Raw genomic sequence first — 24,439 nt, forward strand, 5'->3', positions numbered from 1 at the left:
ACGCCGCAAGGAGTGACCGTGAGCCTCGACGACGCGACCGCCCCCGCCTGCACGATCTGCCGAAGCAACCTGTACGCCGACGAGCTGGGTCGGTACGCGTGCCGCCCCTGCGAGCGACGCATCGACCGCGACCTCCTCGCCCTCGCCGGCCCCGGCGGCCTGTACGCCCGGCTCTGCCTGCGCATCCACCCCGGCAAAGGCGGCGGCGGCCCCGCAGTCTCCGGCTCCCGCGGCTCGACCATGCCGCCGAACGAGACGGTGCTGAGCCTCACCGCGAACGGGGGGATCGTCAGCACGCTGGAAACGTGGGTGGAGGACTGGGCCACCTACGGACTGGGCCGCGCCGGCGACGGGGGCCGACTCCAGCACCGCGTCGACCAGGCCATCGGAACCCTGCGCCTCAACCTCCCGCGGGCGGTCGACAGGCACCCCGCGCTCGACGAGTTCAGCGAGGAGATCTGGAAGCTCAAGCGGCAGTGCGAGGCGCAGATCAGCGGTGAGCGGGCGCCCCGGCGGATACCCGTCCAGTGCCCCTGTGGCGGGGTCATGTGGGTCACCCTCGATACGCCTGGCGAGACCTGCCCCGGCTGCAAAACCAAGTACGGCCACACTGAAGTCCTGCGGCTGACGCCGACGACAGGCAGCCGGACCGCGGCATGAGCGACGACGAGCACATCGAGCCGGCCAGCGACCGCATCCCCATCGTCACCGACCGCCAAGGCCAGGCGTACATCCCCGCCGAGGGCGTCGTCGAACTCCTGCGGGCCCTCGCCGAGGTCTGCCGCAAGAACGCCAGCAACCCCGACTACAGGCTCGACTCCGTCGCCGACGCCATCGACTCCGAGGCTGACGCCCTCGACTGCCGGGCCATCCTGCGGACGCGGACCACGTGAAAAAGCCCCCACCTGCTAAGGCAGGTGGGGGCTTCCGTGCGTCCGGGGTCAGGGGGAGCCGACAGACCAGGGGCCGACTGCGGGCCGTTTCGGCAGCCTGGCGGAAGGGCGGCGAAGGTACCAGCGTATGAACGCTACGATCGCCGCACTCCGGTTGGTTCCAGCTGCCTCAGTGGCCCGACCAAAGCTGTGCCACAGATCCGCTCCTGCTCGCACCTTCGCTACGAAGCCGTACCGCCCTGTGTCCTCTTTGCGGGCGTCGCCAGGCTTGCGCGTCGGGGAGTGGGTCACGTTGTAGCGAGGGCGCTCCTTGATGATCGTTGCAGTCTCGGCCTGCTCGGCCTCCGCTCGGAGGGGAAACCACTCGACGGTCCTCCGGGCCACCTGAGGCCACCAGGTCTTCTCGCCGGCGTGGTACGACCATCGGGTTGTTGGGTTGTTGGCGATGCCTACGTACAGCAAGTCGCCGCGAGAGTCATACAGGCGATACAGGGCGGTGGCCTGCCCTTCGGTGGCTTGAGTCACGAACGCTCCTCTGAGTAGCTCGGCTTGCTTGACGCGCTCCTGCGCGCGGGGATGGGCTCGGCTCCGGGCCGCGTATTCGCCCGGTACTCAGCCCGCGCCAGCACCAGCTCAGCGTGCGCCTGCCGCATCGCGTCCAGCCGCTCAGCCAGAGTGTTGATCACCGTCTCCAGACCGTCCGGGTCCAGGCCCTCGATCCAGCAGTCGTCGATCACCTCGATCGACACGTGCGGCAGCCGGTACGCCAGTGTCGTCGAGAACGGCAGGACGTTCGTCGTGATGCTCAGAACCCGGAACTCCTCCGGCGTCCCGTTCTCGTTGATCGGCAGGGTGACGACCTTGTGGAACGACTGGCACCAGACGTCCTCGGGGTCGATCGGCGTCTCCGACTCGCGGCTGTGGTCCAGCTCGCAGCCCCGTAGGCACGTCACCCCGACCAGTTCGCCCGTGGCGCGGTTCGTGAACGTCCAGGTGCGAGGGCGGTCCGTAGAGACGGATGCGGGCATGGTTGATACAGTCATGGCGATTCCTTCTTTCGCGAGACGGATCACTGATCAGCGAGGTGCGAACTCGCTGGTTGAACTGGCCGGACGGGTGCGAACCGTCCGGCCGTTTCTGTTTCCGGGCACGCCGGTTAGCCCCCGAAGATTCCTCGCCGTGGCGAACCGGTTACAGGAACCGTAGCTCTCTAGAGCAATCCATGGCTAGTCGCTCGGCGCAACCCGTGCGGCCCAGACTCCCGGCCACTGCACTACAGCGGGTAGCGTTGCTCTAGATGGATCCGTCATCAGAGGAGGTCATGTGCCACGCAAGCCCGGCGAGCCGCTGAAGTACAAGGAGATCGCCGACGACCTGCGGCGGCGCATTGACAGCGGAGAGTTCGCAGACCGCAAGCTGCCTCCCGAGCGGAAGCTCGCCGAGGCATACGACATCGCGCAGGGGACGATGCGCCAAGCGCTTGGTGTCCTGCGTGACGAAGGAGTCGTGGCCTCTCGCGTCGGCTCCGGGTGGACCGTCCTTGAGTGGCGCCCCATCGTTCGCCACGGCATTGAGCGCCTATCCGCCGACCAGTGGGGGGCCGGGAAGTCCATCTGGGACGTCGACGTGGAGGGGCGCAAGCTGACGCCGGACGCCGTTGAGATCGAGCACCCGGGCGCGAGCCCTGAGGTAGCCACGGCCCTCGGCATCAATGAGGGTGACCTGGTCTGCAAGCGCAACCGGCGATACCTCCTTGATGGAGTCCCCGTGCTGCGCTCGACTGCCTACATCCCCGAGGATCTGGCCCGGGGGACCCGCATCGCGCAGTTGGATACCGGTCCGGGCGGCGTGTATGCGCGGCTCGCTGAAGCTGGGCATGCGCCGGCCTCGTTCAGGGAGGATCTCCGCTGCCGCAAGGCCACGCCTGTCGAGGTGGAAGACCTTCGCCTGTCTCTCGGTGCTCCCGTGATCGAGGTTGTGCGGTACGCGAGCGAGGCTTCGGGCCGGGTTGTCGAGGTTAACCGAATGATTCTGGACGCGTCTCGTTACCTGCTGCGCTACGACTTCAGCGCCTGACCTGCAAGGACTGGCCCCCGCCGCATTCCGGCGGGGGCTTTCTGCTGTCCGGAAACGGCGACATTCGCTCTAGAGCCATTGATTGCATCAAAGCAATCTGCTCCAATGGTGACGTCAGCCCAGCCGACCCGCATGGGAGCACCCAATGACGTCCGCATCCGCCGCTCCCGTGAGCGGCTTCCTCACCACCGGGCAGGTGGCCGACCGCATCGGCGCCACCTCCCAGTACGTCCGTGAACTGATCCACTCCGGCGTTCTCGACGCCATCGACATCGGCATCGGCGACCGGCCCCGTTTCCGGGTCTCCGCCGAGTCCGTCGCCCGCTTCCTCACCGACCGCGTCGTCACCCCGGCTGCGAAGGCGGTGGCCTGATGTCGAACGAAACCCCCGCCCCGTCCCGCCGCTTGATCGCCGCTGGCGTGAAGCGCGGTTCCGGCCCGCTGGTCATCGAGCAGCCGGAGTACCCGCCGCTCCCCGCCGAGCCGGCCGCCCGCCGCCGCGCCATCGCCGTCAGGGGCTGGTGACGATGTCGCCGTCCGAGCTGACCGAGCTGGCCAAGCTGACCACCTATGACGCCGAGGCCCTCGCCGCCCTGCAGCGCGCAGAGGAAGCCCGCCAGGGCGCCGAGGAAGCCGAGTGGCGGCGCATGGCCGCCCAGGCCGCCCAGCGCTAACCCCCCAGACCGCCGCCGGGCGGATCCAACCCCGCACCCCGCCCGGCGGCGCTCCACCCCATCCGCCTGACCAACGGAAGGCACAGCCATGTCTCAAACCACCCAGACCGCTTGGCCCGAGGGCGTCATTGCCCGCTACCTCGCCCTTGGCGGCGCGACCGTCGACCTCATGCACCGGCTGACCGTGACGAACCCGCCTGAGCCGTTCGCGACGTCAGCCGCCTGCGCCGGCTGCCCGGCCCGTGAGGACTTCAGCCACTGGGTCGGCTCGGGTGCCCACTTCGACGGCACTTACAAGGAGCAGCGCGACGAGGAGCAGGCCAACGAGAAGGCCCGCGTCTGGGCCCAGGCCCACGCCGAGACCTGCCGGTCCATGCCCCGCCCCACCGCCTGACCTCCCATCCCATCCGGCTTGACCACCCGAAGGAGTAACCCCATGTCTCTTCGCCTGATCACGAACGAGCTCGACGCCTACGAGGCCGAGCGCGCCGCCCGCCTCCGGGCCGCCCAGGACGCCTACGAGGCCGAGCTGGAGCTCATCACCCGCTACGAGATCGCCGTCGGTGTCGGTGACCAGGTCGGCATCCGCAGCGCCAAGAAGGCCATCGAGGACCACGACCGCGTCCACGGCAGCCAGCTGCTCGCCGAGCTCGCCGCCGCCTGATGGGCGCGTCAGCCATCCGACCCCATGGCCTGCGGGCCGAGGAGGAATCGTGAGCTTCCCCAGCAAGGTTCAGGCAGGCGTCCGCCGCCTGGACGTCTTCGCCGCAGTCGAAATTCTGCTCACCCTGGCCGCCCTGGTCTTGGTCGCCGTGACCGTCGGCGGGCAGCTGGGCCAGATGCTCGGCCTGTACGGCAAGTCGGCGATCGTGGCCGGCTGGTCCATCGCCCTCGTGTACGACGCCCTATGGATCGGCGCCCTGCGCATGTCGGAGGTCGCGATCCGGCAGCGGTCGCGGATCGGCATCGCCGTGATGCTCGGCCTGTCGGTCGTCGCGGTCGGCACGTCGACGGCGACCCTGTTCGTCCTCGGCCATGCCGAGGTGTTCGCCGGCGTCCCGGTCGCCGCCGCTCTGTTCATGGGCCTGCGCCTGTTCGTCGGCAACGTGCTCGCCGACCCGGCCACCGCTGCCCGCATCGCCGAGCAGTCCGCTGCCGACCGGAACGCCCGAGCCCTGGCTGCGGCCGATGCCCGACACCTTCGGTCCGGGGCGATCACGGACGTGACGACCGAGACCGCCGGGCACCTCGCTGAGATGGTTCGGCAGACCGCCCGTGCAGAGGTTCTGACGAAGGCGCAGGCCGAGATCGAGAAGGCCCGCGCGAAGGCCGAGAAGGTGCTCGCGAAGGCCGACGACAAGCACGGCGAGGCCGCCCGAGCCTTCATGGGGCGCGACCTGGCGCTCGTCGGGTCACGGCCTGCGGTCACAGGCAGTGGTCACACCTTGGTCACACAGGCCAGGCCGGAAATCGGACCCGTGACCACACCCCCCGTGACCCCGGTCGAAACGGACACCGTTGACGAGGTCCAGCAGACCTTCGTCGAGGACGCCGCCACGCTCCAGGAGCTGGCCGAGGTCGCCGGCATCGAGCTGCCCAAGCCGGGCGTGACGATGTCCGACGAGCAGCTCGAAGTCGTCCTGCGCTGGCTGCGCTACGCCATGGAGCCCCCGCGCTCCTACCGGCAGGCGCAGAAGGCATTCCGGGACGCCGGGTTCACCGCCCGCGAGGAGCGAGTCCGCCGCGTATGGGGCGAGATCGAGACCCGCGAGTCCAAGGCCCCCGCCAACTGACGGCAAGCCGGCCCGCCCAGTGAGGCCCAGCACCGCCGAGGTTCTGGTCCTTGCTGAGACTGCCGGAAGCAGTCGAACCAGCAAAACCGCAGGTCAAGCCCGGTGAGTGACCCGGTGAGCGGAACCATCGCAGACCCGGCGAGCAGACCCGGACCGCCCGATCCGATCCCAGCAGCAGGAGGTGAACACCATGGCATCGCGAACACGACGCCCCCGACAGGCCGACCGGCAAGCCCGATCCGCCGAGCACTGGGGTCAGCGCCGCCGGGCCGCAGAGCAAGAGGGCCCGGCCGCCGTCCTCGCGGTGGCCATGGACCACCTGCGGGCCACGATCTCCCGGCTCCCCGAATCCCAGCGGCCGGCCGCCGCCACGGAGGCCGCCCGGATCGTCGACCAGCTCCGCCAGTCCATCGCCGATACCTAACGCCACGTAATGGCTCAACGGCTCGGCTCAAGCCGTCCGGAGCGAGCCAAAGGATCTCAACGCGCCCCTGCGCGCCCGCGCGCACGCGAGGAAACCACTAACGCACCGTAACCGCAAGGGGGAACACCAAAATGCCCATCATCGACGCAGGGATCTCCGCCGCAACCGGCGGAACCTGCCTGGGACTCGCCGGCGTGATGTACGCCGCCGACCGCCTCCCATGGATCAGTCGCTTCGCCGCGAAGATCAAGAGTCCGCAGATCCAGGTAACGCTCGTCCTCGCCGCATCGGTCGGCCTGGCGTCCACCCCGGTCGGTCTCACGCTCAACAGCCTCATCACCCGCCTCGACGGCATGCTCAGCTCCCTCGTCGGCGAGTACACGGGCCTCGGGATCACCTTCGCCCTCGCCCTCGCCGCCCTGCTGTGGCTGATCAGCGACTTCATGAGCGGCGTGAAGACGCGGACGCTGATCCTCGCCGCCGTCACCCCGGTCCTGTGCGTGATGATCCCCGGCAACGTGGGTGAAGGCGCGGCCAGCGCGCTCGGCTTCATCGCCACCCAGGTCGGCTCCCTCGTCATGTGGCTGATGGGCGGCTGACGATGCTCGGACTCATCCTGCTCTTCGCCCTCGCCTACGCCTGCGCCCGCGCCATCGAGAACGGCATGGACGAGGTATCGGCCAAGCATAAGAAGCGCATCAAGAAGACCGCGAAGAAGAAGGGCCGCCGCACCGGGGCCAAGCTCGCCGCCTGGGCAGCCACCAGTGCGACCGCGGCTGGAACCTTCGCTCAGGGCTTCAAGCGCGGCTGGCAGCGCGAGTGGCCCAAGGCCCGCAAGCGCGCCGCCGCCAAGTTCGCCCGCCAGCCCGAGCCGGAGCTCGCCGTCGGCGACGACATCGGCCCCGACGGCGCACCCGCCACCACCCCGGCCCCGGTGAAGCCCGCCGAGCCGGCGCCGGCGCCCACCGCCCCGAAGGCCCCCTCGCTCGTCCTCGTCAAGAACGACCCCACCCAGCCCGACACGACCACAGGAGACCCCATGTCCCTCGCGACCATCCCCGAGATCACCGGCGTCGACACGCTCAAGAGCGCCGTCGCCCGCTTCGCCTCCGAAGCCGGCGTCACCGCCGAAGAGGCCGGCGCCATCGCCCAGCGTGCAGCCGAGCAGCTCGCCGCCATCGAAGCCGCCATCGAGCAGGCGACCGCCCTGGAGTTCGGCGACGACGGCGGCACCCTCGACGAACTGGCCGCCCTGCGCGACCAGTACGCCGCCGCCCTCGCCGCAGCCCAGAGCCTGCAGAAGGCCGCCGTCGACAACGCCGCCATCGCCGCCCAGTCCTCCAAGAACATCCACACCCGGCACGCCGGCATCCAGGAAGCCATCTCCGCCCAGGGTGGGCGCATGGCCGCCAAGCAGGCGTACACCGTCGACGCGTAACCCAACCGCGGCCCCGGCCCCCCGCCGGGGCCGCCCCCGCTCAACCCCCTTCAGCACCCAGAGGAGACGCGACCGCCATGCCCCAGACCATCACCGACGTCGAGAAGGTCACCAAGACCGGCGACAGCAAGGGCGGCCGTCCCAGTAAGAAGCCCAGCAGCAAGGCCGCCCGCCGCGCGATGCGTGTCGCCTACCGCACCCGCCGCACCATGGCCCCCCTCTACGCCACCGCCGCCCAGGCTGTAGCCGGAAGCGTCCTCGCCGTGCCCGCCGACGGATGGAAGACCGCGCTCGCCGCCACCGCGGCTGGAGCCATCACCACCGTCGCCTGGGGCCGCTGGGACGCCCGCATCGGCAAGAAGCGCCTCCGCAAGCGCCTCCCGCCCCGTGCAGACTTCATCGCCGCCGCATCCGCCGTGACCACCGGCGGCGGCCTCGTCACCGCCATGGCCGCAACCGGCGGCCTCCAGCCCGGCGACAGCCCCTACCCGGCCCTCACCGCCGCCTGGGGGATAGGGCACGGCATCTACTGGTGGCGCCGCGGCAAGAAGACCGCCGCCCCCGTGCCCGACCTCGTCGAACAGATGAAGCTGTGGCAGGACGAAGTCGCAGGTTCGGACGGGTCACTGCCCGGCTCCCGCCTCGTCGGCGTCGTCACCACCGACTACGGCTGGACCGGCACCATCGTCCTCCGCAAGGGCAACTGGCGGCGCGCCGTGTCCGCGGCCAACGACATTGCCGGCGACCTCGACATCCCCGAGGAAATGCTGCAGATCGAGAAGGCGACGGGGAAGTCCGCCCGCCGGGCGATCATCGCCGTCTTCGACCGCAACCCTCTGCAGGACGTCCTCGACTTCCCCGGCCCCCAGATCCTGAACACGAAGACCGGCCAGGCGCAGGTGGGGATCTTCTACGACGGGGAGCCGGTCCACTACGCCTTCTGGAAGCCCTCCGGACCTGTCCACAGCGTCATCTACGGCGCGACCGACGGCGGTAAGAGTCGCTTCCTCGACATGCTGCTCGGCACCGAGCGCCACAACGGGATCGTGTCCTGGGTCTGCGATCCCCAGGGCGGCCAGTCTCTGCCCCGCTGGCGCGAGGCCGTCGACTGGTACGAGGACACGGCCCAGGGCGGCCTCGCCATGCTCTACGAGGTCCGCAAGGTCATGTACGAGCGGAGCGCCCGCTACTCGATGATGGAATTCATCGACGACAAGGGGCGCAAGCTCCGGGGCCGTGACCACTTCGTCGTCGGCGACCCCGACCCGCTGATCTCCGTCACCATCGACGAAGCCCACCGCGTCCTCAACCTGCCCGGAGCGCCCGAGCTGGCCCTGGAGCTCATCCAGATGGCCCGCAAGTGCGGCATCAAGATCCGGTTCGTCTTCCAGGGCCCCAAGTCCAACATGTACGGCAGCGCCCCCGAGAGCACCGACATCCGGGAGCAGGCCCAGAGCGGCAACACCGTCATGTTCCGCACCGCGTCCGCGCTCACCGACTCCATCGGTCTGCCCGGCTGGGACATCAACCCCTCGCAACTGCCCATGTACTGGCCGAACAAGACGACGACCGCCGGCCTCGGCTACATCAAGGGACCTGACAACCGGCAGGCGATGATGCGCGCCTTCTTCGACCGCGACCCCGCCCACTGGGCCACCACGGGAACCACGCCCACCGTCGAGGCGTCCGCCGCGGCCTGCACCGGCAAGGCGTACACCGAGCGCCTCGACCGCCTCGCGGCCCGCCTCCGTGGCGAGACCCCCCAACTGCCCGACGACGCCTTCCAAGCCGGCGGCACGGACCCCGCCCGCCTCGCCCCGTCCACCGACCCCATCGCCCAGGCCGCCGCAGCCATCGCCAACGAAGCCCCGGCCGGCACCGACGACATCGTCCACGCCTTCCTCCTCCAGCGAGGCCGCCCCGTGGGCCGCAACGTCATCGCCCAAGAGACCCGGCTCACCGTGAGCGCCGTCAAGAACGCCCTCAGCCGACTCAAGAAGACCGGCCAGGCCGTCGACGTCGACCGCGGCATCTGGGCCCACCCCGACCACGCCGACAGCCCCGCAGAGACCGCCGAGCTCGACCAAGCCGCCTAGGAGCCCTCATGACCGTCCAGCCCGATCCCCAGCTCGTCGCCGACGTCGACGCGATCTACCACGGCCCGACCACCTTCAGGGACGACACCAAGCCCCCCGTCGTCGGCACCGCCCCGCCCGTGCCCCAGCCCGGCCGGCCGCCCATGAGTCAGAAGGCCACCGACGCCAGCGCCCTCATGCTGTCCGTAGGGGCCGGGTCGCTGCTCCTCGGCGGAGGCGTCAGTCTCGTCATGCTGACCTCTGGGCTCGCTGACGCAACCGTGATCGCCTGGATCTGCGCCGCGCCCGCCGCGGTCGCCGTCCCGATCCTCGCCCTCAGCCGGCTCCTCAAGGCCGCCGGGCAGGCCGCGCCGGCTGAGACCCACCAGCACTTCAACGGGCCCGTGCGGAACACCACGCAGAACATCACGAGCAAGGCCAGCCTTTGGAGCCGGACGACCAACCAGCTGTGACTACGCCTCGACGCGGCCCCGGACTTCGCGGTCCGGGGCCGCTGGCGTGACCGCCCGCGCCACCCAGCCCGGCCCCACCGCATCCGTCGGCCGCATCGTCGGCTCCGCACCCAGCAGCCGGCACAGCTCGTCCAACGCCGCCTGGCACTGCTCACGGGTCCGGCCGCGGACCATGTAGCTAACCCCCATAGGGGAAGTCTCGACCACGCCGCATTCGACGACACGGAAAACGGCATTCTCAATACCGGTTGATTATGGAAGGACTTGACTTCCTACCAGGACCGAAGCATCCTGTGATCAATCTGCATCACGTGTAGCTCGGGCCACCCCTTCGGGTGGCCCTTCGTCGTTCCGGAGGTGACCGAATGCCTCCAGCGCTCGCCACCGCGGCCGATGCCGCCTACTGGGCCGGCCGACCCGTCGGAACGATCTGGCGTTGGGCCAGCGAAGGACGCATCACCCGATACGGCAGCGGCAAAAACGTCCGCTACAACGTGCACGAGATCCCCCAAGCCGTGCGCGAGGAATACACCAAGGAACTCATCGAGCCCGGTGACACGCCGCCCCTGCCCAGTGGTGCGCGCGCCGCCTGACCCCTCCACCGGAAGGAGCCCGACGTGGCCAGCCTGACCGACGTGGCCGAGAACAGGGCTCTCGACTGGCTCTGCGGCAATTCCACTACCGCCCCGTCCGGGCAGCTCAAGGTCGCCCTCGTGACAGCCACCGGCAGCGACAGCGCCGCGGGTACCGAGGTGACCGGCGGCTCCTACGCCCGGCAGAACGTGACCCTCGCGGCAGCATCCGGCGGGGCCACCTCGAACACCGGCGACCTCGTCTGGACCGGCATGCCGGTCGCCACCGTCGTCGGCGTCGAGATCTATGACTCCGCGGGGACGCCGGTCCGCTGGTGGCACGGCGCTCTCTCCGCGAGCAAGACGCTGCAGGCCGGCGATGAGCTCAGGATCGCCTCGGGCGAACTCGATCTGACCCTGGGCTAGGTGAGCCGTGCCCGGCTTCAACGCGCTCCAGGACGACTTCAACGACGGCGTACTCAACGCGGCTATCTGGTCCGCCAGCTACGGGCCCGTGGACGAGACCGCGGGCCGGGCCCGCATCCCGTGCGACACCGGCTACTCGGGGCTCAAGTCAGGCTTCGAGTACACGCTGACCAGCAACGGGATTTCGCTCCAGCTCATCGCCCCAACTCCCAGCGGCGCCGCTACGGCTGCTGCCTCGGTGCTCGTTCTGTCCGCCACGGGCGGCACCGACGCCGGCTTCATCGTCGACCCCGCCCAGTCCGCCGTCGGTCTGTACGTGCGCGAGGGCTACTCCGATCCCGGCGCGGTCTTCCTCACCTTCAGCGCCACCGACCACGCCTGGCTGCGCTTCCGCGAGACCGCCGGATCCCTGTACTGGGACACCAGCGCGGACGGCATCACCTGGACGAACCGGCGCACCGCCACGACGCCCGCATGGGCTGCCGAGACCGGGCTTGCCTTCCTCGTCGAGGGCCACCGGGACGCCGGCACAGCCGACTTCGTCGAGGTCGACAACGTCAACGTGCCGCCCATCACGACCCACGACGCGTCCGCGAGCCTCAGTGCGACCGGCGGCCTCACGGTTGCTGGCATCCGCACCGCGGTGTCGAGCGCCACCCTGGCCGCCGATACGGCTCTCGCGCCCACCGGTACAGCGGTCCGGCCCGCCGGGGCCAGCCTCACGGTTAACGGCACCCTCGCTGCGGCAGGACGTCGAACCGCACGAGCCTCGGCCACGCTCACCGCCACGGCGACGCTCACCGCCCGCACGGCTGGCAGTCAGCTCGACAGGCTCACCGCAGGTACCCCGCGCACCCGATGGTCCGCAGGGACGCCACGAACCTGAGGGGGCGACGTGGACCGGTCCAGCCTCGAAGAACTGATGACCCCGATCAGTGCCGGGAGCGGCGACCCCAGCGACTATCCAGTCCGGGTCGCGCTCCTCGCCGACGGCGTCCGCCCCGACGCTGACGACTGGCACACGGCGACCTGGACCACCACCGACGGCGTCCACTACGCGGTCCTCCTCGTCGGCCCCGGCGGCGCGGTCACCCCGACGCCGGGCGTGTACCGGACCTGGACGGAGATCACCGCCGCCCCGGAGAAGCCGGTCGTCGTCTCAGCCAGATTCCACATCACCTAGGAGCCCGCGCCATGGCCGACGACCTGCTCGTCATCATCCCCACCCGCGGCCGGCCCGACAGCATCCCCGCCATCGTGCAGGCGTGGGACGACACCGGGGCCACCGCGGACCTGTTGTTCGCCGTGGACACCGACGATCCGGAGCTGAAGGGCTACAAGGCGCAGGCCGCGAAGCTCAAGAGCGACCAGCGCGTGCGCTTCACCTACGGCAAGCGGCGGCGCCTCGTCGGCACGCTGAACCAGCAGGCGGTCAAGGCGGCGAAGAGCTACCGCTTCCTGGCGTTCATGGGCGACGACCACCGGCCCCGCTCGGTCGGCTGGGACGCCCGCATCCGCGAGTGCCTCTCAGGCGGCCCCGGCATCGTCTACGGCAACGACCTGCTCCAGGGCGAGAAGATGGCCACCGCAGTTGCCATGACCTCCGACATCGTCGCCACCCTCGGCTACATGGCGCCCCCGGTCATGGTCCACCTCTGCGTCGACCTCGTCTGGGTCGACTGGGGCAAGGGCATGAAGCGCATCACCTACCTGCCCGACATGGTCATCGAGCACCTCCACCCCGCCAACGGCAAGGCGCCCAACGACGCGGGCTACGAAGAGGTCAACAGCTCCGAGATGGTCACCGCTGACTCGGCCGCGTACTACGAGTACCGGGACGGCGGCGGACTCGAAGCCGACCTGGACAAGCTGCGGACGCTCGTCGAGGAGGCGTGATGGACCCGTTCGTGCCGAAGCGTGGTCCGCGCCCCGTCGGTCAGCAGTCCTGTGCCTACTCGAAGACAGGCCGCGAAGACGACTACTGCTCAAGGCCCGCGACCTGGCACGTCATGTGGGACGGCTATCTCGACAACAGTTTCACCTGCGACCAGCACATGGAACTGATCCAACGCCGGTGGATGTACGACGACCGACATCCCGTGGTTCCGGACTGCGGTATGCCGGGTGCGCTGTGGAAGTACAACGACAAGGTCTGCGAGTTTCCCGCCGAGCAGCCCGTCAAGGCAGCCGAGGCAGTACAGGAGGTCTGATGCGCGTCCTCCTCACCGGCTCGGCCGGCTTCGTAGGCCGCCACCTGCACGCCGCCCTGGACGTCCGAGGCGACGACGTCACCGCTGTCGACCTGGTCGACGGCCGCGACGCATTGGATCTCTTCCGCTTCGACAGCGCCCCCTACGACTTGGCCATCCACTGTGCGGCGATCGTCGGCGGCCGGGCCAGCATCGACGGCAGCCCGCTCGGCGTCGCCACGAACCTGGCGCTGGACGCCTGGTACATGCGGTGGCTGGCCAGGACTGGGACGCCAAGGGCCGTGTACTTCAGCTCGTCGGCTGCCTACCCGGTCGCTCTCCAGCGGCCGGGCGAGATCCACCGGCTCGTCGAGGACGACATCGACTACGAGCAGCCCGGCCGGCCCGACGCCACGTATGGGCTGGCCAAGCTCACTGGTGAGCAGCTGTGCCGGTACGCCGAGGCCGAGGGCACCCGCATGACGGTCCTGCGGCCGTTCTCCGGCTACGGCAGCGACCAGGATGAGGCGTACCCCTTCCCTGCATTCATCCGCAGGGCGCGGCGCCGGGAGGACCCGTTTGAGGTCTGGGGCGATGGCAGGTCGACGAGGGACTGGATCCACATCGACGACCTTGTTGGCGCCACCCTCGCTGCCGTGGACCAAGGGGTGACGGGGCCGATCAACCTCGGCTGGGGCAGGGCCGTGAGCTTCGACGAGCTGGCCGGCTACGTCACCCAGGCCGCCGGTTACAGCCCCGCCATCAAGCATCTGCCGACCGCACCGCAAGGCGTGCACCACAGAGTGTGCGACCCCAAGCGGATGCTCGACGTCTACCAGCCCACCGTCACCCTCGAGGAGGGCATACGGCGGGCGCTCTCGGCATGAGCGGCGGATGGCAAAGCTCGGACCGCAAGAAGCGGCTGCCGTCAGGGTGGTCGAAGATCCGGGCCCGGATCCTGGCACGCGACCCGATCTGCAAGATCTGCGGCGTAAGGCCATCCGCGTTCTGCGACCACATAGTGGCCAAGGTCGATGACCACAGCGAGGCCGGGCTTCAAGGCGTATGCGGCCCGTGCCACGATCAGAAGTCCAGCGCTGAAGGGAACGCGGCCCAGCGAGCGAACCCCAGGCCCGGACGTACACGCCCTGCCGAGAAGCACCCCGGGCTGAAGGAGTAGGCGTGCCCCGCTACCTGATCAGTTACCCCAAGGGGAAGCAGAGCGAGGACATCCTCGTTGAGAACCCTGAACTCAAGGTCACCATGCACGGTGAATGGGTAGTCCTCAGCGACCCGCAAGGGCCCTGCCTCATGATCCCCGCTCACGCGGACGCGATCATCACCCGCATCGACGAGGCCGAGGAGTGATGCGCCATGGCCAAGCAGCGAGGCAACGCCTCCACACTCAGGCGGTACTGGGGACAAGGTGCCGGCGCAGCACGCATCAGGTGGGGTACACCAGGCGACTGGACCAGGTGCAACAGGCAACTGAGTAAGTACCTAGGACCACGAGCCAAGGGCTACTGCGCACGCATGCACAAGGCCCGAACCGGCGCATGGCCTGGAGCACGAGCCAATGCGGGACGCCAGCGCTGAACACCTCATCTGTCGGCGGTAGATGGGACAATGGGCGATAGACCCCGGCGAGTGCGTCAACACTCCCGGGGCGTGGCCGACCTGATGAAAGCAGATCGACGTGGCCCAAGCTATACGCCCCACCTTCATCAACTGCGCCCGCTGCGGGGACCAGAAGGAAGTGGGTCGCAGCGGGCCAGTCCCCACCTACTGCTCTGCCGCCTGTCGTGCCGCGCTGAAGTACGAGCGCTCGCGCCAGGATGGTCGCTACGACCAAGAGCTCGCAGTATCACGGCAGCGCACACGAGAGGCTCAACAGGCCAATGCGCGCGCTTGCCCCTACTGCGGTAATCAGATGACACACCCGCGACGAGTCCAGTGTGGCGAGGAGCGGTGCAAGCGTCGCTACTACGCGGACGTACAGCGCGACCGCAGCCGTGCCATCAAGCAAGCCACTGGGCAGTGGCCTCATCGGCGGTACCTAAAGCAGCAGCGAGAGTACGAGCAGCGCCGGCGTGAGCAGCAAGGCCATTGGCGCGAGCGCTACCCAGACGTGGCGGCAGCGGGTGATGCACGCAGGCGCATGCGCATGGAGCAGGCACGCACAGCCGAGGTGTTCGCCCCTCTGGACGTGCATGCCAGGGACATGTGGACATGCCAGCTCTGCCTGCTACCCATCGACCCTGAGGTCGCATGGCCAGACCCGATGAGCGCATCGGTCGACCACATCGTTCCGCTCGTCCGCGGCGGATCACACAGCATGATCAACGTCCAGAGCGCGCACCTGGGCTGCAACAGCAGCAAGGGGGACAAGATCGTGAACGTCATGGATCTGGACCCGAAGGTGATTCTGCCCTAACCATGATCACCCGGGGGGATACCCCTCCCGGGTGATCTTCAGGGATCGGGGCCGTGTAGCACCCCACCTTGAGCGTGCGCCTGACCTGTGTTTTTTCGGCCCCTGGTGGGCCGGTCGAGACCCCAGGAGGGTCGCCATGACAGCCAAGCATGATCCCCCTGCGGGTCTCGGCGACAAGGCCCTGGTGGTCTGGACCGAGATCGCCGAGGGCTATGACCTGCGGATCGACGAGCTGAGAGTGCTGGAAGATGCCTGCCGGGAGATCGATCTAATCGAGCGGCTGGAGGGCGAACTGCAGCACGCGGACTTGATCGTGACGGGCAGCATGGGGCAGCCGGTGGCTTCCCCGCTCGTGCAAGAGCTGCGGCAACACCGCGGCGTACTGGCCCGCTTGCTGGGCTGGCTGAAGCTGCCGGACGAGGAGGCGCCCGCGAAGGGCAATGCGTCCGCCTCGGCACGACAGGCGGCCATGACTCGCTGGGGCCGTGGCGCGTAGGCGGTCGGTCGAGCGCACGGACGACAGGCACGGCGAGGTCATTGCCTGGTACCGAGAGCGCCTTTCTGGCGTGGCACCACGGCTCGAACTCGAGTGGGAGCCGAAGCTCCTCGGTCCGACGTGGCAAAGGAACCCTGATGGTTCCTGGCTGCTACCGGAGGCCACCTTGGGCTGGGAAGTCCTGGGCTGGTGCGGCGTCTGGCTTCAGCACTCACGTGGCATCCCGTGGCGCTTCACCGACGAGCAAGCTCGCTTCTATCTGTGGTGGTTCGCCCTCAACGAGAACGGAACGTTTGCGTATCGGGACGGGGTCCTGCAGCGCCTGAAGGGCTGGGGAAAGGACCCGGCCGGCGCCTGCCTGTGTGCCGTCGAAGCTCTCGGCCCGTCACGCTTCGCAGAATGGGCTCCCGACGGATCGCCGATTGCTACCGACAGTCCCGAGGCTTGGGTTCAGACGGCGGCCGTCAGCCTCGAGCAGACGAAGAACACGATGCGGCTCTTCCCTTCGTTGTTCACGGCTGAGGCCAAGGAACATTACCGAATTCAGATCGGCAAGGAGACCGTCAATGCCCTGGGGGACTCGCGCCTGATTCAGGCAGTGACTTCGTCGCCGTCAACGCTGGAGGGGGCACGAGCGACGTTCGTCCTTCTCAACGAGACCCACCACTGGGACTCGTCGAACTCCGGCCATGACATGGCGGACGTCATTGAGCGCAACGCCACCAAGTCGGCTGACGGTGCGGCGCGGACTCTGCGGATCACCAACGCCTACGAACCTGGCCAGGACTCGGTGGCCGAGCGGGACAGGGACGCATGGGAGGCGGTGGACGCTGGCCGCGTGCTGGCCTCGGGGCTTCTGTATGACTCGCTCGAGGCGCCGGCTCGAGCCCCGCTGACTGTCGAGGACGCCCCAGCAGTCATTCGGTCGATCCGTGGCGATGCGACCTGGTTGAACGTCGACCGGATCGTGCAGTCGATTGCCGACAGTCGCAACCCTCCGAGCCGATCGCGACGCTTTTGGTACAACATGATCGTCGCAGCCGAGGACGCTTGGGTGGCTCCCTACGAGTGGGACGCCTGCAAGGCTGACGAGGCCGCCCTGATGGACAACGATGAGATCGTCTTGTTCTTCGATGGCTCGAAGTCCGATGACGCGACGGCCTTGGCCGCCTGCCGAATGTCTGACGGGTTCGTAGCCACGATGGGCGTGTGGCAGCGCCCGGCAGGCTTGGAGAAGAGCTTGCCGTGGCAGGTGCCGAGGGAGGACGTCGACGGTGTTGTTGAGCGGGCCTTCGCGCAGTACAAGACGCTGGCCTTCTTCTGTGACCCGGGCTCAGGGCAGGACGACGACGGCGAGCGGTACTGGGATCCCTACCTTGACAAGTGGGGTCAGTCCTTCGGGGCGAAGTTGATCCTCCATGCGGTGACTGCCGGTCCTAAGCAACACCCTGTCCGCTGGGATATGGGCGACCGGCGCCACCAGGAGGAATTCACGGACTCTGTCGCCCGCACCTATGAGGACATCCTCGAGCGCCGCTTGTCGCACGACGGCCACAAGGTGATGCGGTCGCACGTGGCGAATGCTCGCCGACGAACGAATGCCTGGGGCATCACGATCGGCAAGGAGCACCGTGAAAGCGCACGGAAGATCGACCTGGCGGTTTGCATGGTCGGGGCGCGGATGATGCGCCGACGGCTGTTGAACAGCAAGCTCTACGGCAAGCTACCCAAGGCTCGCGGCAAGGGAAGGGTGGTGGTGTTGCGATGACTGCCACGATTCCCGACCTCCCGCTGCTGTCGCTATCTGATGACGAGCTGGCGCTGGTTACGGCTCTGCGCACGGACCTGCTGGAACACCGCTTCAAGCTCGACCTGCTGGACTCGTACTTCAACGGTGAGCAGCTGGTCCGGGACCTGGGCATCAGCATCCCGCCGCAGCTGAAGGGCCTGCACACGGTCATCGGCTGGCCGCGAATCGGTGTCGAGGCGCTGGAGCAGCGGCTGGACCTGGAAGCGTTCCGGTGGACTGACGGCCGCAGTGCCACAGAGCTGGACGAGATCGCCGAGGCCAACGACTGGTTCGACGAGTCATCGCTGGCGCACCTGGACGCTCTGACCTATGGCCGTGAGTACGTGACCGTAGGTTCCGGGGACGCCGTGGACGCCCCGCCGTTGGTGACGTTCGAGTCGCCGATGGACATGACGCTGTTCTGGGACGCGCGGTCGAGGGTGGCGACTGCGGCGCTGCGGGATTCGGTCGAGGACGGCGTGCGCGTCATTACGCTGTACACGCCGTTCGAGACGATCCATGCGGCGGAGGCGGAGGGCGGTGGCTGGACGGTTTACGACCGTGACCAGCACAACCTCGGCGTTGTGCCGGTGCTGCGTATGGCGAACCGTCAGCGCACAGCTGACCGGGTCGGCAAGTCGGAGATCACGCCCGAGGTCATGTCGATCACGGATGCTGCGTGCCGCAGGTTGATGGGCATGGAGGTCGCGGCGGAGTTCTTCGGGGCCCCGCAGCGGTACATCCTTGGTGCTTCCGAGAGCGCCTTTCAGGATGCCGAGGGCAATACGAAGTCGGCGTGGGAGACGTACATCGGCCGTGTGCTGGCGCTGGAGCGGGACGAGGACGGCCAGGTGCCGACGGTGGGCCAGTTCACGGCTCACGACCCGTCGGGGCAGACGAAGATCCTCGACCTGTATGCCCGGATCATGGCGACTCAGCTTGGTCTGCCGCCGCACATGCTGGGGTACACCAGCGACAATCCCGCTTCCGCAGATGCGATCCGCAGTTCCGAGGGGATGCTGGTCAAGAAGGCGGAACGCCGCATCAGGAGGTTCGGGGCTACTCACCGGGACGCGATGCGGCTGGCGCTGTGGGTGCGGGATGGTGAGCCGCCGGACAAGGCGCGCCGCATCGAGGCGAAGTGGCGCAATCCGGCGACACCGACGCTGGCGGCCCAGACGGACGCCGCGGTGAAGATGGTCCAAGCGGGCCTGCTGCCGCCGGAGTCTGACGTGGCTCTGGAGATGGCTGGCCTCACTGAGGATCAGCGCCAGCGGGTCGCCGCTGAGCGTCGCAGGGCGCAGGGCAGGCAGGTTCTGGAGCGTCTGGCGCAGGCCGGGAGTGAGGATGAGCCGGACCCGGACGTGGACCCGGAGGAGCCGGATGGCGACGAGGGTCTCTGACGGCGGCGCTTCGGCAGACCGCAACCGTCGGGCCCAACGCGGCTTGACGCGGATGTTGGTGCGGGACATGCGAGGGCTGCGGCGGCTCATCATTCCGTCGCGGCTCCAGGTAACGGTCCCGGACTGGATCGAGGCGGTGCGTGCGCTGGTTGACCAGTACGGGACGGCCTCGGCGTCGCTCGCGGCGGACTACTACGAGGCGGAACGGGTGGCGGCCCGGGTGACCGGCCGGTTCACGGTGCCGCTGTTGGATCCGCCGCCCGATGAGCAGGTGCAGAGCAGCCTGCGCTGGGCGACGAAGGACATCTGGGAGCGGGATCCCGATGATCCTGCGACTACCGACGCCCAGCGCGAGCCCCTGGACACCCGGCTGGCTCAGGCGGAGAAGAAGGCAAGGGCGGTCGCCCAGAAGCTCGTGACCGACCAAGGCCGCGGCACCGTCCAGGAGGCGGTGCGCCAGGACCGGCACGCTGTCGGCTGGGCTCGTACCGCCGCTCTGGGCGCCTGTCATTTCTGCAAAGCCCTCGCCATCCGGGGCATGGTCTACAAGCAGGAGACGGCCGGTTTTCAGGCCCATGACAGCTGCCACTGCGGCGCGGTGCCCGTCTTCAAGGGGCAGCGTTTTGAGCTGTCCGATCACGCACGTGAGTGGGAGCGGCTGTACCGCGAGTTCGCGGCGCCTCACTCGGGCGATCAGCTGAGGCGGTTCCGCCAGGCTCTCGCCGACCACGGGCACATGCCCGTTCTGTAATCCCCACGGTCGCCCTGGAGGTGACCTTTCTCAGCCCCTGGAGGGCCGTTTCATCATGCCCGAAAACGAGGAGACCGAGCAGGTCGAGCAGGAGCCGACGCAGTCCGAAACCGCCCCGGAGGCGGAGCAGGGCAAGACGGATCCGTGGGCCGACCCGGAGGCCGCGCGCAAGGAGATCGAGAAGCTGCGCAAGGAGGCGGCGAAGTACCGCACTTCCGCGAAGGAGCTTGAGCCCCTGGCCCGCAAGGCGAAGGAGCTTGAGGACGCGCAGAAGTCGGAGCAGGAGCGGCTTGCTGAGCAGCTGTCGCAGGCCGAGTCCCGCATCAAGTCGGTGCAGGCCCGTGCCGTGCGGTCCGAGGTCCGAGCCTTGGCTTCGGCCGGCTTCGCGGATCCGGACGACGCCCACGCCTTCCTGGACCTCGATTCGTTCGTCGATGACCAGGGCGAGATCGACTCGGACGGCATCAACGGCGCCCTCACCGAGCTTCTGAAGCGCAAGCCGCATCTTGCCAAGCCTGCCGACAACGGCCCCCGCCGTCCGGCTCCGGACCGTTCGCAGGGCTCCTCGGGCAACGGCAATCGAACCCCTTCCGACCCGGCGCAGGAATTCGCCGGGTTCATGAACCGGGCCCTTCAGGGCCGCTGAGAGAGGTAGATCATGGTTGCCACGGCGCCACTCAAGCTGTCGGACGTCGATCCGACTTTCCTGCCCGCCACCCTGGTGGGCCCGATCTTCGAGAAGTCCGTGGAGCAGTCCGCGGTCATGAGCCTTGCGCGCCGTGTGCCGCTGGCGATGTCGGCGAACACCGCCGTGCCGGTTCCGCTCGACGTGCCGACGGCCGACTGGGTCGACCAGGCGGGCCGTAAGCCGCTGGGCACGGGCGGCGTCGAGGTCAAGCAGATGAGCGGCAAGAAGATCGCCGTCCTCATCCCGGTGTCCATGGAGGTCGCCCAGTCCAATGCGGGCGGACTGTGGACCCAGCTTCAGGCGGACCTGCCGACCGCGTTCTCCCGGGCATTCGACCGGGCCACGATCCACGGCAAGACGATGAAGGGCGCCACCGGCCCGTTCGCCGACTATCTGGCGATGACGTCCAAGGCCGTCGCGCTGGGTACGGCGTCGCAGGCCACCGGCGGTATCTGGAAGGACATCGTCGATGGCATGGAAGAGATCATCGACGATGACTGGGACTACACCGGTACCGTCGCCGACTACCGCCTGAAGCCCAAGCTGCTGGGCGCCACTGACACCACGGGTCGCCCGATCCTCGTCGACACGACGATGCCGGGCACGGGTGCGGCGCTGGCCGGCTCACTGGTCGGCGAGCCGATCGCCTACTCGCGCAGCGTGTCGGGAAAGGTGCGGCGTCAGGCCACCTCGACGGACACGGGCCTGCGGGCGATCGGCGGCGACTGGTCGCAGACGGCCTACGGCGTGGGCATGGACATCACCGTCAAGATCAGCCGTGAGGCGACGTACATCGACGAGGACGGCGGCGTGCACAGCGCGTTCCAGGAGAACCTGGTGCTCCTGCTGGCGGAGGCGTACTACGGCTTCGTCCTGGGTGACCCGGAAGCCTTCGTGAAGTACACCGGCACCCCCTCGGGGACCTGATGGCTAGGGCTGTCCCGGCTTCCGCGCCGGGCGGGGCGGCCAAGCCGCTGCAAATCGTGGCCCGGGTCCATGCCATGCCCCCGGAGCACAACGCGGGGGCTGAGCACATGCTCGTCAGCATGCTGCGGCCCCTGGTGGACCGCGGCCACGACGTCGCCGTCTGGCTGTCCCGGTACGGCAAGGCTCACGAGCCGTATGAGTACCGGGGCATCCAGGTCGTGCCGCTGGAGGCCCGCCTCGACTTTGCCGCAGCGGTCCGCAAGGCCGACGTGCTCGTCTCCCATCTGGAGTGCGTCCCCAGTACAGCGGCTCTGGCCCGCGGATACAGCAAGCCGGTGGTGGTGATCTGCCACAACACACACCGGCCCACCTTCCGTGACATGGCCGCCGGCGGGACCGCCCTGGGCGTCTTCAACTCGCAGTGGATGCGAGCTGAGGCAGAACTCTTCCTCGCCGAGTACCCGAAGTCCGTCCGTCCGGCGGCCGAGCTGATCGTGCGCCCCCCGGTCTTCGCCGAGGAGTACACGACGAAGCCCGGCAAGAAGATCACGCTGGTCAACTGCAACCCGGAGAAGGGCGGCCGAGTCCTGGAGGCCCTGGCCCGCCGGATGCCGGACACCGAATTCATGGCGGTGCGCGGCGCCTACGGCGAGCAGGTGCTACCCGACCTGCCGAACGTCGAGATCGTCGAGCACATCGACGGGACGCAGATGAGAGAGCGGGTCTATGCCCGCACTCGAGTCCTGCTGATGCCGTCCTCCTACGAGTCGTGGGGCCGGGTCGGCGTCGAGGCGCTCGCCTCGGGCATCCCCGTGGTTGCCCACCCGACGCCCGGCCTGTGCGAGTCGCTGGGCGAGGCGGGCATCTTCGTGGACCGCAGGGACGTCGACGGCTACGAAGCGATCCTGCGGAAGCTCGCCGCGCCGGCCGAATATCGGCTGGCGGCGAAACGGGCGAAGGCCCGCAGTGCAGAGATGGACCCGGCGGACGACCTGGCCGCCTGGTGCGATGCGGTGGAAGCCCTGGCGTAAGGAGGCACCGATGGTCTTCGTGGCTCCGACGGCCGAGGAGCTCGGCCTGACCCTTGGCCTGGAGGAGATTGACGGCGCCCGCGCCGACTTCCTGATCGCGAAGGCTGTTTCTCTATGCCTTTCGGTCGTCAAGCCGCTGCCTGACGAGGCCGATGCGGTCGTGCTGTCGGTGGCTGGTCGGGCCTACGTGAATCCGCAGCAGGTTTCCTACGAGACGATCGGCCCCATGTCGGTGCAGCGCCCCAGCGGCTCGGGCGGCCTGTACTTGACGAAGGCGGACAAGGCGGCCCTCAAGTCGCTGGCCGGCCGCGGCGGCGCCTTCACGGTGGACCCGACGCCGACGACGGCCGACCCGTCGCCGACCTGGCCGATGGACGACAGCTTCGGGCCGGGCCTGGAGTACGAGCCCGGCTGGGGGTGGGTCTGAGTGCCCGCCCCGTACCCGTATGGGGAGACCGTGGTGCGCCTGCGCCGCGGCCCTTCGCCCGGCCGGGACCCACGAGGGCAGCCCCTCCCAGGCCCACTGACGGAGACTCCCATCGCCGGGTGCGTAGTGGCGCCGCGCGCGGAGACGCCCTCGGTGGGCGGGTCCCAGCAGCAGGAGCGGGACACGGTCATCATCGGGTACACCGTGTACGCGCCGCCCGGCACGAGCGTGCGGACAACGGACCAGTTCCGGATCCGCTCACAGGTGTGCGAGGTGACAGGCGAGCCGGGCAACTGGGGGCGGAGTCCCTTCACTGGGCTGCGGGGTCCGGTGCAGTTCGCCGCGGACCGCGTTACCGGCTAGGTCGGGCCTGCTCGACAGCGGCCATCAGTTTCTGGGCGGCGTCGTTGCTGCGGCGGGGGATGGACAGGCTGTGCGGGTCGGACTGGGGCGGCCGGCCGCCAGCGAGGAGACTCTTCGATTCGTCGGCGGGTGCACTGCCTGGCAGTACGAACTGCACGTAGCCGTGGAATGCCCAGGTGGCTGGCTTGAGCCTGGTTCCGGTGACGTCGGCGGCCCGGATACGGAACTCGCGTGCCTGCTGCCCGACTTCCTTCTTCGTGATGGTGATCCATTCGCCGTCGAAGCTGACGCTGCCCTGTACGCCCTTGACGTCCATGCCGTCCCCCTTGAGTTGAAAGGGGTCCATGATGCCCGCGAAGTTCAAGATGTCCAAAAGGGGTGTCAGGCGACTGCTCAAGTCCCGGATGATCCAAGCGGACATGCTGCACCGGGCCGAGCGGATCGAGACCGCAGCCCAAGCCATTGCGCCGGTAGGCGGCCCGAGCGATCCGCATCCCGGTCGCTACAAGGCATCGTTCGTGGTGACGACCACAGCCCGCGGGGGCCACCGCAAGGACAGGGCGACGGCCACGGTCACCAACACGGCGTACTACGCCCGCTGGGTGGAGTACGGCACCGAGCGCGTCCCCGCTCACCACGTGCTGCTGCGTGCGGCTAGGGCGGGGGGCGGCTAATGGCGGCTGTCGGATCCGTCGACGTTGAGCTTCTCCTGATCGGCGCGGTGCAGGCGAAGGTCGGCGCCGGCGTCGCGGTCAGGGACGAGGTCGACAACAACCTCCTCGAGGAGCTCCCCACCATTCAGATCAACGTGGTGGGCGGTGACGATGACGGCTTCCGGCTCGACCGGGCTCTGGTCGACATCGACGTGTACGCGGCCACCCGCGCTGAGGCGATCGCGCTGGCTCAGGTGGTCCACGCCTTCGTCCTTACCGAGCTCCGCGGCTCGACTTCGGCCACCGCTGTGATCGGCCGCACTGGCACGATCTCCCGCCCCGCCGTCCGCCCCTACGAGAACACCGCCCTCCGCAGGGTGGGCGGCACCTACGAGATCCACAGTCACCCGGTCGACTGACCGGTCGGGCCCGCGCCGGACCCCT

The 24,439-nt window shown here is 68.7% G+C and carries 37 protein-coding genes; 33 read left to right on the top strand and 4 right to left on the bottom strand.

The window, feature by feature from the left end:
• The first annotated feature begins 18 nt into the window (after positions 1 to 18).
• Together ACWGH0_RS19790 and ACWGH0_RS19795 are read left to right on the top strand one after the other, a co-directional pair.
• A complete protein-coding gene (locus ACWGH0_RS19790; protein WP_453405461.1) occupies positions 19 to 660 on the top strand; it encodes a hypothetical protein in 642 nt (213 codons plus the stop codon).
• Positions 657 to 893: a hypothetical protein gene (locus ACWGH0_RS19795; protein ID WP_453405462.1), complete on the top strand. Its 237-nt coding sequence runs from the start codon at positions 657 to 659 to the stop codon at positions 891 to 893. Before ACWGH0_RS19790 ends, ACWGH0_RS19795 begins: the two co-directional genes overlap by 4 nt.
• Before the next feature lie 48 nt (positions 894 to 941).
• Here the strand turns inward: ACWGH0_RS19795 and ACWGH0_RS19800 are convergent, their stop codons facing one another.
• Both ACWGH0_RS19800 and ACWGH0_RS19805 read right to left on the bottom strand, forming a co-directional pair.
• Complete coding sequence (locus ACWGH0_RS19800) at positions 942 to 1,418, bottom strand: GIY-YIG nuclease family protein (protein ID WP_453405463.1); 477 nt, start codon at positions 1,416 to 1,418, stop codon at positions 942 to 944.
• Positions 1,415 to 1,936, bottom strand: coding sequence for a DUF6907 domain-containing protein (locus ACWGH0_RS19805; protein ID WP_453405464.1), 522 nt, complete (start codon positions 1,934 to 1,936; stop codon positions 1,415 to 1,417). The genes ACWGH0_RS19800 and ACWGH0_RS19805 overlap by 4 nt, the downstream gene beginning before the upstream one ends.
• A gap of 280 nt (positions 1,937 to 2,216) precedes the next feature.
• Here ACWGH0_RS19805 and ACWGH0_RS19810 point away from each other — a divergent pair, with 280 nt between their 5' ends.
• From ACWGH0_RS19810 to ACWGH0_RS19865, 12 genes are all read left to right on the top strand, one after another.
• Positions 2,217 to 2,969 carry a GntR family transcriptional regulator gene (locus ACWGH0_RS19810; RefSeq protein ID WP_453405465.1) on the top strand — a complete coding sequence of 251 codons (753 nt, stop codon included), beginning with the start codon at positions 2,217 to 2,219 and terminating at the stop codon, positions 2,967 to 2,969.
• Positions 2,970 to 3,114: 145 nt separating this feature from the next.
• The gene (locus ACWGH0_RS19815; RefSeq protein ID WP_453405466.1) at positions 3,115 to 3,342 is read left to right on the top strand and encodes a helix-turn-helix domain-containing protein; all 228 of its coding nucleotides are present in this window, start codon (positions 3,115 to 3,117) and stop codon (positions 3,340 to 3,342) included.
• The gene (locus ACWGH0_RS19820; protein ID WP_453405467.1) at positions 3,342 to 3,494 is read left to right on the top strand and encodes a hypothetical protein; all 153 of its coding nucleotides are present in this window, start codon (positions 3,342 to 3,344) and stop codon (positions 3,492 to 3,494) included. The genes ACWGH0_RS19815 and ACWGH0_RS19820 overlap by 1 nt, the downstream gene beginning before the upstream one ends.
• Positions 3,491 to 3,643 carry a hypothetical protein gene (locus ACWGH0_RS19825; RefSeq protein WP_453405468.1) on the top strand — a complete coding sequence of 51 codons (153 nt, stop codon included), beginning with the start codon at positions 3,491 to 3,493 and terminating at the stop codon, positions 3,641 to 3,643. Before ACWGH0_RS19820 ends, ACWGH0_RS19825 begins: the two co-directional genes overlap by 4 nt.
• 88 nt (positions 3,644 to 3,731) lie before the next feature.
• A complete protein-coding gene (locus tag ACWGH0_RS19830; protein ID WP_453405469.1) occupies positions 3,732 to 4,037 on the top strand; it encodes a hypothetical protein in 306 nt (101 codons plus the stop codon).
• Between the two features lie 42 nt (positions 4,038 to 4,079).
• Positions 4,080 to 4,307 carry a hypothetical protein gene (locus ACWGH0_RS19835; RefSeq protein WP_453405470.1) on the top strand — a complete coding sequence of 76 codons (228 nt, stop codon included), beginning with the start codon at positions 4,080 to 4,082 and terminating at the stop codon, positions 4,305 to 4,307.
• Between the two features lie 49 nt (positions 4,308 to 4,356).
• Positions 4,357 to 5,436 carry a hypothetical protein gene (locus ACWGH0_RS19840; protein ID WP_453405471.1) on the top strand — a complete coding sequence of 360 codons (1,080 nt, stop codon included), beginning with the start codon at positions 4,357 to 4,359 and terminating at the stop codon, positions 5,434 to 5,436.
• A 190-nt stretch (positions 5,437 to 5,626) separates the two neighbouring features.
• Positions 5,627 to 5,860 carry a hypothetical protein gene (locus ACWGH0_RS19845; RefSeq protein WP_453405472.1) on the top strand — a complete coding sequence of 78 codons (234 nt, stop codon included), beginning with the start codon at positions 5,627 to 5,629 and terminating at the stop codon, positions 5,858 to 5,860.
• A gap of 131 nt (positions 5,861 to 5,991) precedes the next feature.
• On the top strand, positions 5,992 to 6,459 hold the full coding sequence (locus ACWGH0_RS19850; protein WP_453405473.1) for a hypothetical protein: 468 nt from the start codon (positions 5,992 to 5,994) through the stop codon (positions 6,457 to 6,459).
• Positions 6,460 to 6,461: 2 nt separating this feature from the next.
• Positions 6,462 to 7,298 (top strand): hypothetical protein, encoded by an 837-nt coding sequence (locus tag ACWGH0_RS19855; protein ID WP_453405474.1) that lies wholly within the window; start codon positions 6,462 to 6,464, stop codon positions 7,296 to 7,298.
• A gap of 77 nt (positions 7,299 to 7,375) precedes the next feature.
• Positions 7,376 to 9,394 (top strand): hypothetical protein, encoded by a 2,019-nt coding sequence (locus ACWGH0_RS19860; protein WP_453405475.1) that lies wholly within the window; start codon positions 7,376 to 7,378, stop codon positions 9,392 to 9,394.
• Between the two features lie 8 nt (positions 9,395 to 9,402).
• Complete coding sequence (locus ACWGH0_RS19865; protein WP_453405476.1) at positions 9,403 to 9,846, top strand: hypothetical protein; 444 nt, start codon at positions 9,403 to 9,405, stop codon at positions 9,844 to 9,846.
• Here ACWGH0_RS19865 and ACWGH0_RS19870 read toward each other — a convergent pair whose 3' ends face one another.
• Positions 9,847 to 10,035 (bottom strand): hypothetical protein, encoded by a 189-nt coding sequence (locus ACWGH0_RS19870; protein WP_453405477.1) that lies wholly within the window; start codon positions 10,033 to 10,035, stop codon positions 9,847 to 9,849. It abuts the gene before it with no gap.
• Between the two features lie 176 nt (positions 10,036 to 10,211).
• Between ACWGH0_RS19870 and ACWGH0_RS19875 the strand changes: the two genes are divergently transcribed.
• The 17 genes from ACWGH0_RS19875 (at position 10,212) to ACWGH0_RS19955 (ending at position 22,979) form a co-directional block, all read left to right on the top strand.
• The gene (locus ACWGH0_RS19875; RefSeq protein WP_453405478.1) at positions 10,212 to 10,439 is read left to right on the top strand and encodes a helix-turn-helix domain-containing protein; all 228 of its coding nucleotides are present in this window, start codon (positions 10,212 to 10,214) and stop codon (positions 10,437 to 10,439) included.
• A 24-nt stretch (positions 10,440 to 10,463) separates the two neighbouring features.
• On the top strand, positions 10,464 to 10,844 hold the full coding sequence (locus ACWGH0_RS19880; RefSeq protein WP_453405479.1) for a phage tail fiber protein: 381 nt from the start codon (positions 10,464 to 10,466) through the stop codon (positions 10,842 to 10,844).
• 7 nt (positions 10,845 to 10,851) lie between these two features.
• Positions 10,852 to 11,730: a hypothetical protein gene (locus tag ACWGH0_RS19885; protein ID WP_453405480.1), complete on the top strand. Its 879-nt coding sequence runs from the start codon at positions 10,852 to 10,854 to the stop codon at positions 11,728 to 11,730.
• Positions 11,731 to 11,739: 9 nt separating this feature from the next.
• Positions 11,740 to 12,027, top strand: coding sequence for a hypothetical protein (locus tag ACWGH0_RS19890; RefSeq protein ID WP_453405481.1), 288 nt, complete (start codon positions 11,740 to 11,742; stop codon positions 12,025 to 12,027).
• Positions 12,028 to 12,038: 11 nt separating this feature from the next.
• On the top strand, positions 12,039 to 12,740 hold the full coding sequence (locus tag ACWGH0_RS19895) for a hypothetical protein (protein WP_453405482.1): 702 nt from the start codon (positions 12,039 to 12,041) through the stop codon (positions 12,738 to 12,740).
• Positions 12,740 to 13,054: a hypothetical protein gene (locus ACWGH0_RS19900; protein ID WP_453405483.1), complete on the top strand. Its 315-nt coding sequence runs from the start codon at positions 12,740 to 12,742 to the stop codon at positions 13,052 to 13,054. Before ACWGH0_RS19895 ends, ACWGH0_RS19900 begins: the two co-directional genes overlap by 1 nt.
• A complete protein-coding gene (locus ACWGH0_RS19905; protein ID WP_453405484.1) occupies positions 13,054 to 13,920 on the top strand; it encodes an NAD-dependent epimerase/dehydratase family protein in 867 nt (288 codons plus the stop codon). Before ACWGH0_RS19900 ends, ACWGH0_RS19905 begins: the two co-directional genes overlap by 1 nt.
• 295 nt (positions 13,921 to 14,215) lie before the next feature.
• Positions 14,216 to 14,401: a hypothetical protein gene (locus ACWGH0_RS19910; protein WP_453405485.1), complete on the top strand. Its 186-nt coding sequence runs from the start codon at positions 14,216 to 14,218 to the stop codon at positions 14,399 to 14,401.
• 853 nt (positions 14,402 to 15,254) lie between these two features.
• The gene (locus ACWGH0_RS19915) at positions 15,255 to 15,467 is read left to right on the top strand and encodes an HNH endonuclease (protein ID WP_453405523.1); all 213 of its coding nucleotides are present in this window, start codon (positions 15,255 to 15,257) and stop codon (positions 15,465 to 15,467) included.
• A 136-nt stretch (positions 15,468 to 15,603) separates the two neighbouring features.
• Entirely contained in the window at positions 15,604 to 15,963 is a 360-nt protein-coding gene (locus ACWGH0_RS19920; protein ID WP_453405486.1) for a hypothetical protein, read from the top strand.
• A 166-nt stretch (positions 15,964 to 16,129) separates the two neighbouring features.
• Entirely contained in the window at positions 16,130 to 17,731 is a 1,602-nt protein-coding gene (locus ACWGH0_RS19925) for a terminase (protein ID WP_453405487.1), read from the top strand.
• On the top strand, positions 17,728 to 19,155 hold the full coding sequence (locus tag ACWGH0_RS19930) for a phage portal protein (RefSeq protein ID WP_453405488.1): 1,428 nt from the start codon (positions 17,728 to 17,730) through the stop codon (positions 19,153 to 19,155). The genes ACWGH0_RS19925 and ACWGH0_RS19930 overlap by 4 nt, the downstream gene beginning before the upstream one ends.
• Positions 19,136 to 19,906 carry a VG15 protein gene (locus tag ACWGH0_RS19935; protein WP_453405489.1) on the top strand — a complete coding sequence of 257 codons (771 nt, stop codon included), beginning with the start codon at positions 19,136 to 19,138 and terminating at the stop codon, positions 19,904 to 19,906. Before ACWGH0_RS19930 ends, ACWGH0_RS19935 begins: the two co-directional genes overlap by 20 nt.
• A gap of 55 nt (positions 19,907 to 19,961) precedes the next feature.
• The gene (locus tag ACWGH0_RS19940; RefSeq protein WP_453405490.1) at positions 19,962 to 20,552 is read left to right on the top strand and encodes a phage scaffolding protein; all 591 of its coding nucleotides are present in this window, start codon (positions 19,962 to 19,964) and stop codon (positions 20,550 to 20,552) included.
• A gap of 12 nt (positions 20,553 to 20,564) precedes the next feature.
• Positions 20,565 to 21,521: a phage major capsid protein gene (locus ACWGH0_RS19945; protein ID WP_453405491.1), complete on the top strand. Its 957-nt coding sequence runs from the start codon at positions 20,565 to 20,567 to the stop codon at positions 21,519 to 21,521.
• A 107-nt stretch (positions 21,522 to 21,628) separates the two neighbouring features.
• Entirely contained in the window at positions 21,629 to 22,552 is a 924-nt protein-coding gene (locus tag ACWGH0_RS19950; RefSeq protein WP_453405492.1) for a glycosyltransferase family 4 protein, read from the top strand.
• 10 nt (positions 22,553 to 22,562) lie between these two features.
• Positions 22,563 to 22,979: a hypothetical protein gene (locus tag ACWGH0_RS19955; protein WP_453405493.1), complete on the top strand. Its 417-nt coding sequence runs from the start codon at positions 22,563 to 22,565 to the stop codon at positions 22,977 to 22,979.
• 352 nt (positions 22,980 to 23,331) lie between these two features.
• Here ACWGH0_RS19955 and ACWGH0_RS19960 read toward each other — a convergent pair whose 3' ends face one another.
• Positions 23,332 to 23,739 carry a DUF4429 domain-containing protein gene (locus tag ACWGH0_RS19960; protein ID WP_453405494.1) on the bottom strand — a complete coding sequence of 136 codons (408 nt, stop codon included), beginning with the start codon at positions 23,737 to 23,739 and terminating at the stop codon, positions 23,332 to 23,334.
• 7 nt (positions 23,740 to 23,746) lie between these two features.
• Between ACWGH0_RS19960 and ACWGH0_RS19965 the strand changes: the two genes are divergently transcribed.
• The gene (locus tag ACWGH0_RS19965; RefSeq protein ID WP_453405495.1) at positions 23,747 to 24,016 is read left to right on the top strand and encodes an HK97 gp10 family phage protein; all 270 of its coding nucleotides are present in this window, start codon (positions 23,747 to 23,749) and stop codon (positions 24,014 to 24,016) included.
• On the top strand, positions 24,016 to 24,414 hold the full coding sequence (locus ACWGH0_RS19970) for a phage tail termination protein (protein WP_453405496.1): 399 nt from the start codon (positions 24,016 to 24,018) through the stop codon (positions 24,412 to 24,414). The genes ACWGH0_RS19965 and ACWGH0_RS19970 overlap by 1 nt, the downstream gene beginning before the upstream one ends.
• Positions 24,415 to 24,439: the final 25 nt, after the last annotated feature.

Source organism: Streptomyces sp. NPDC054887 (genome assembly GCF_053610585.1).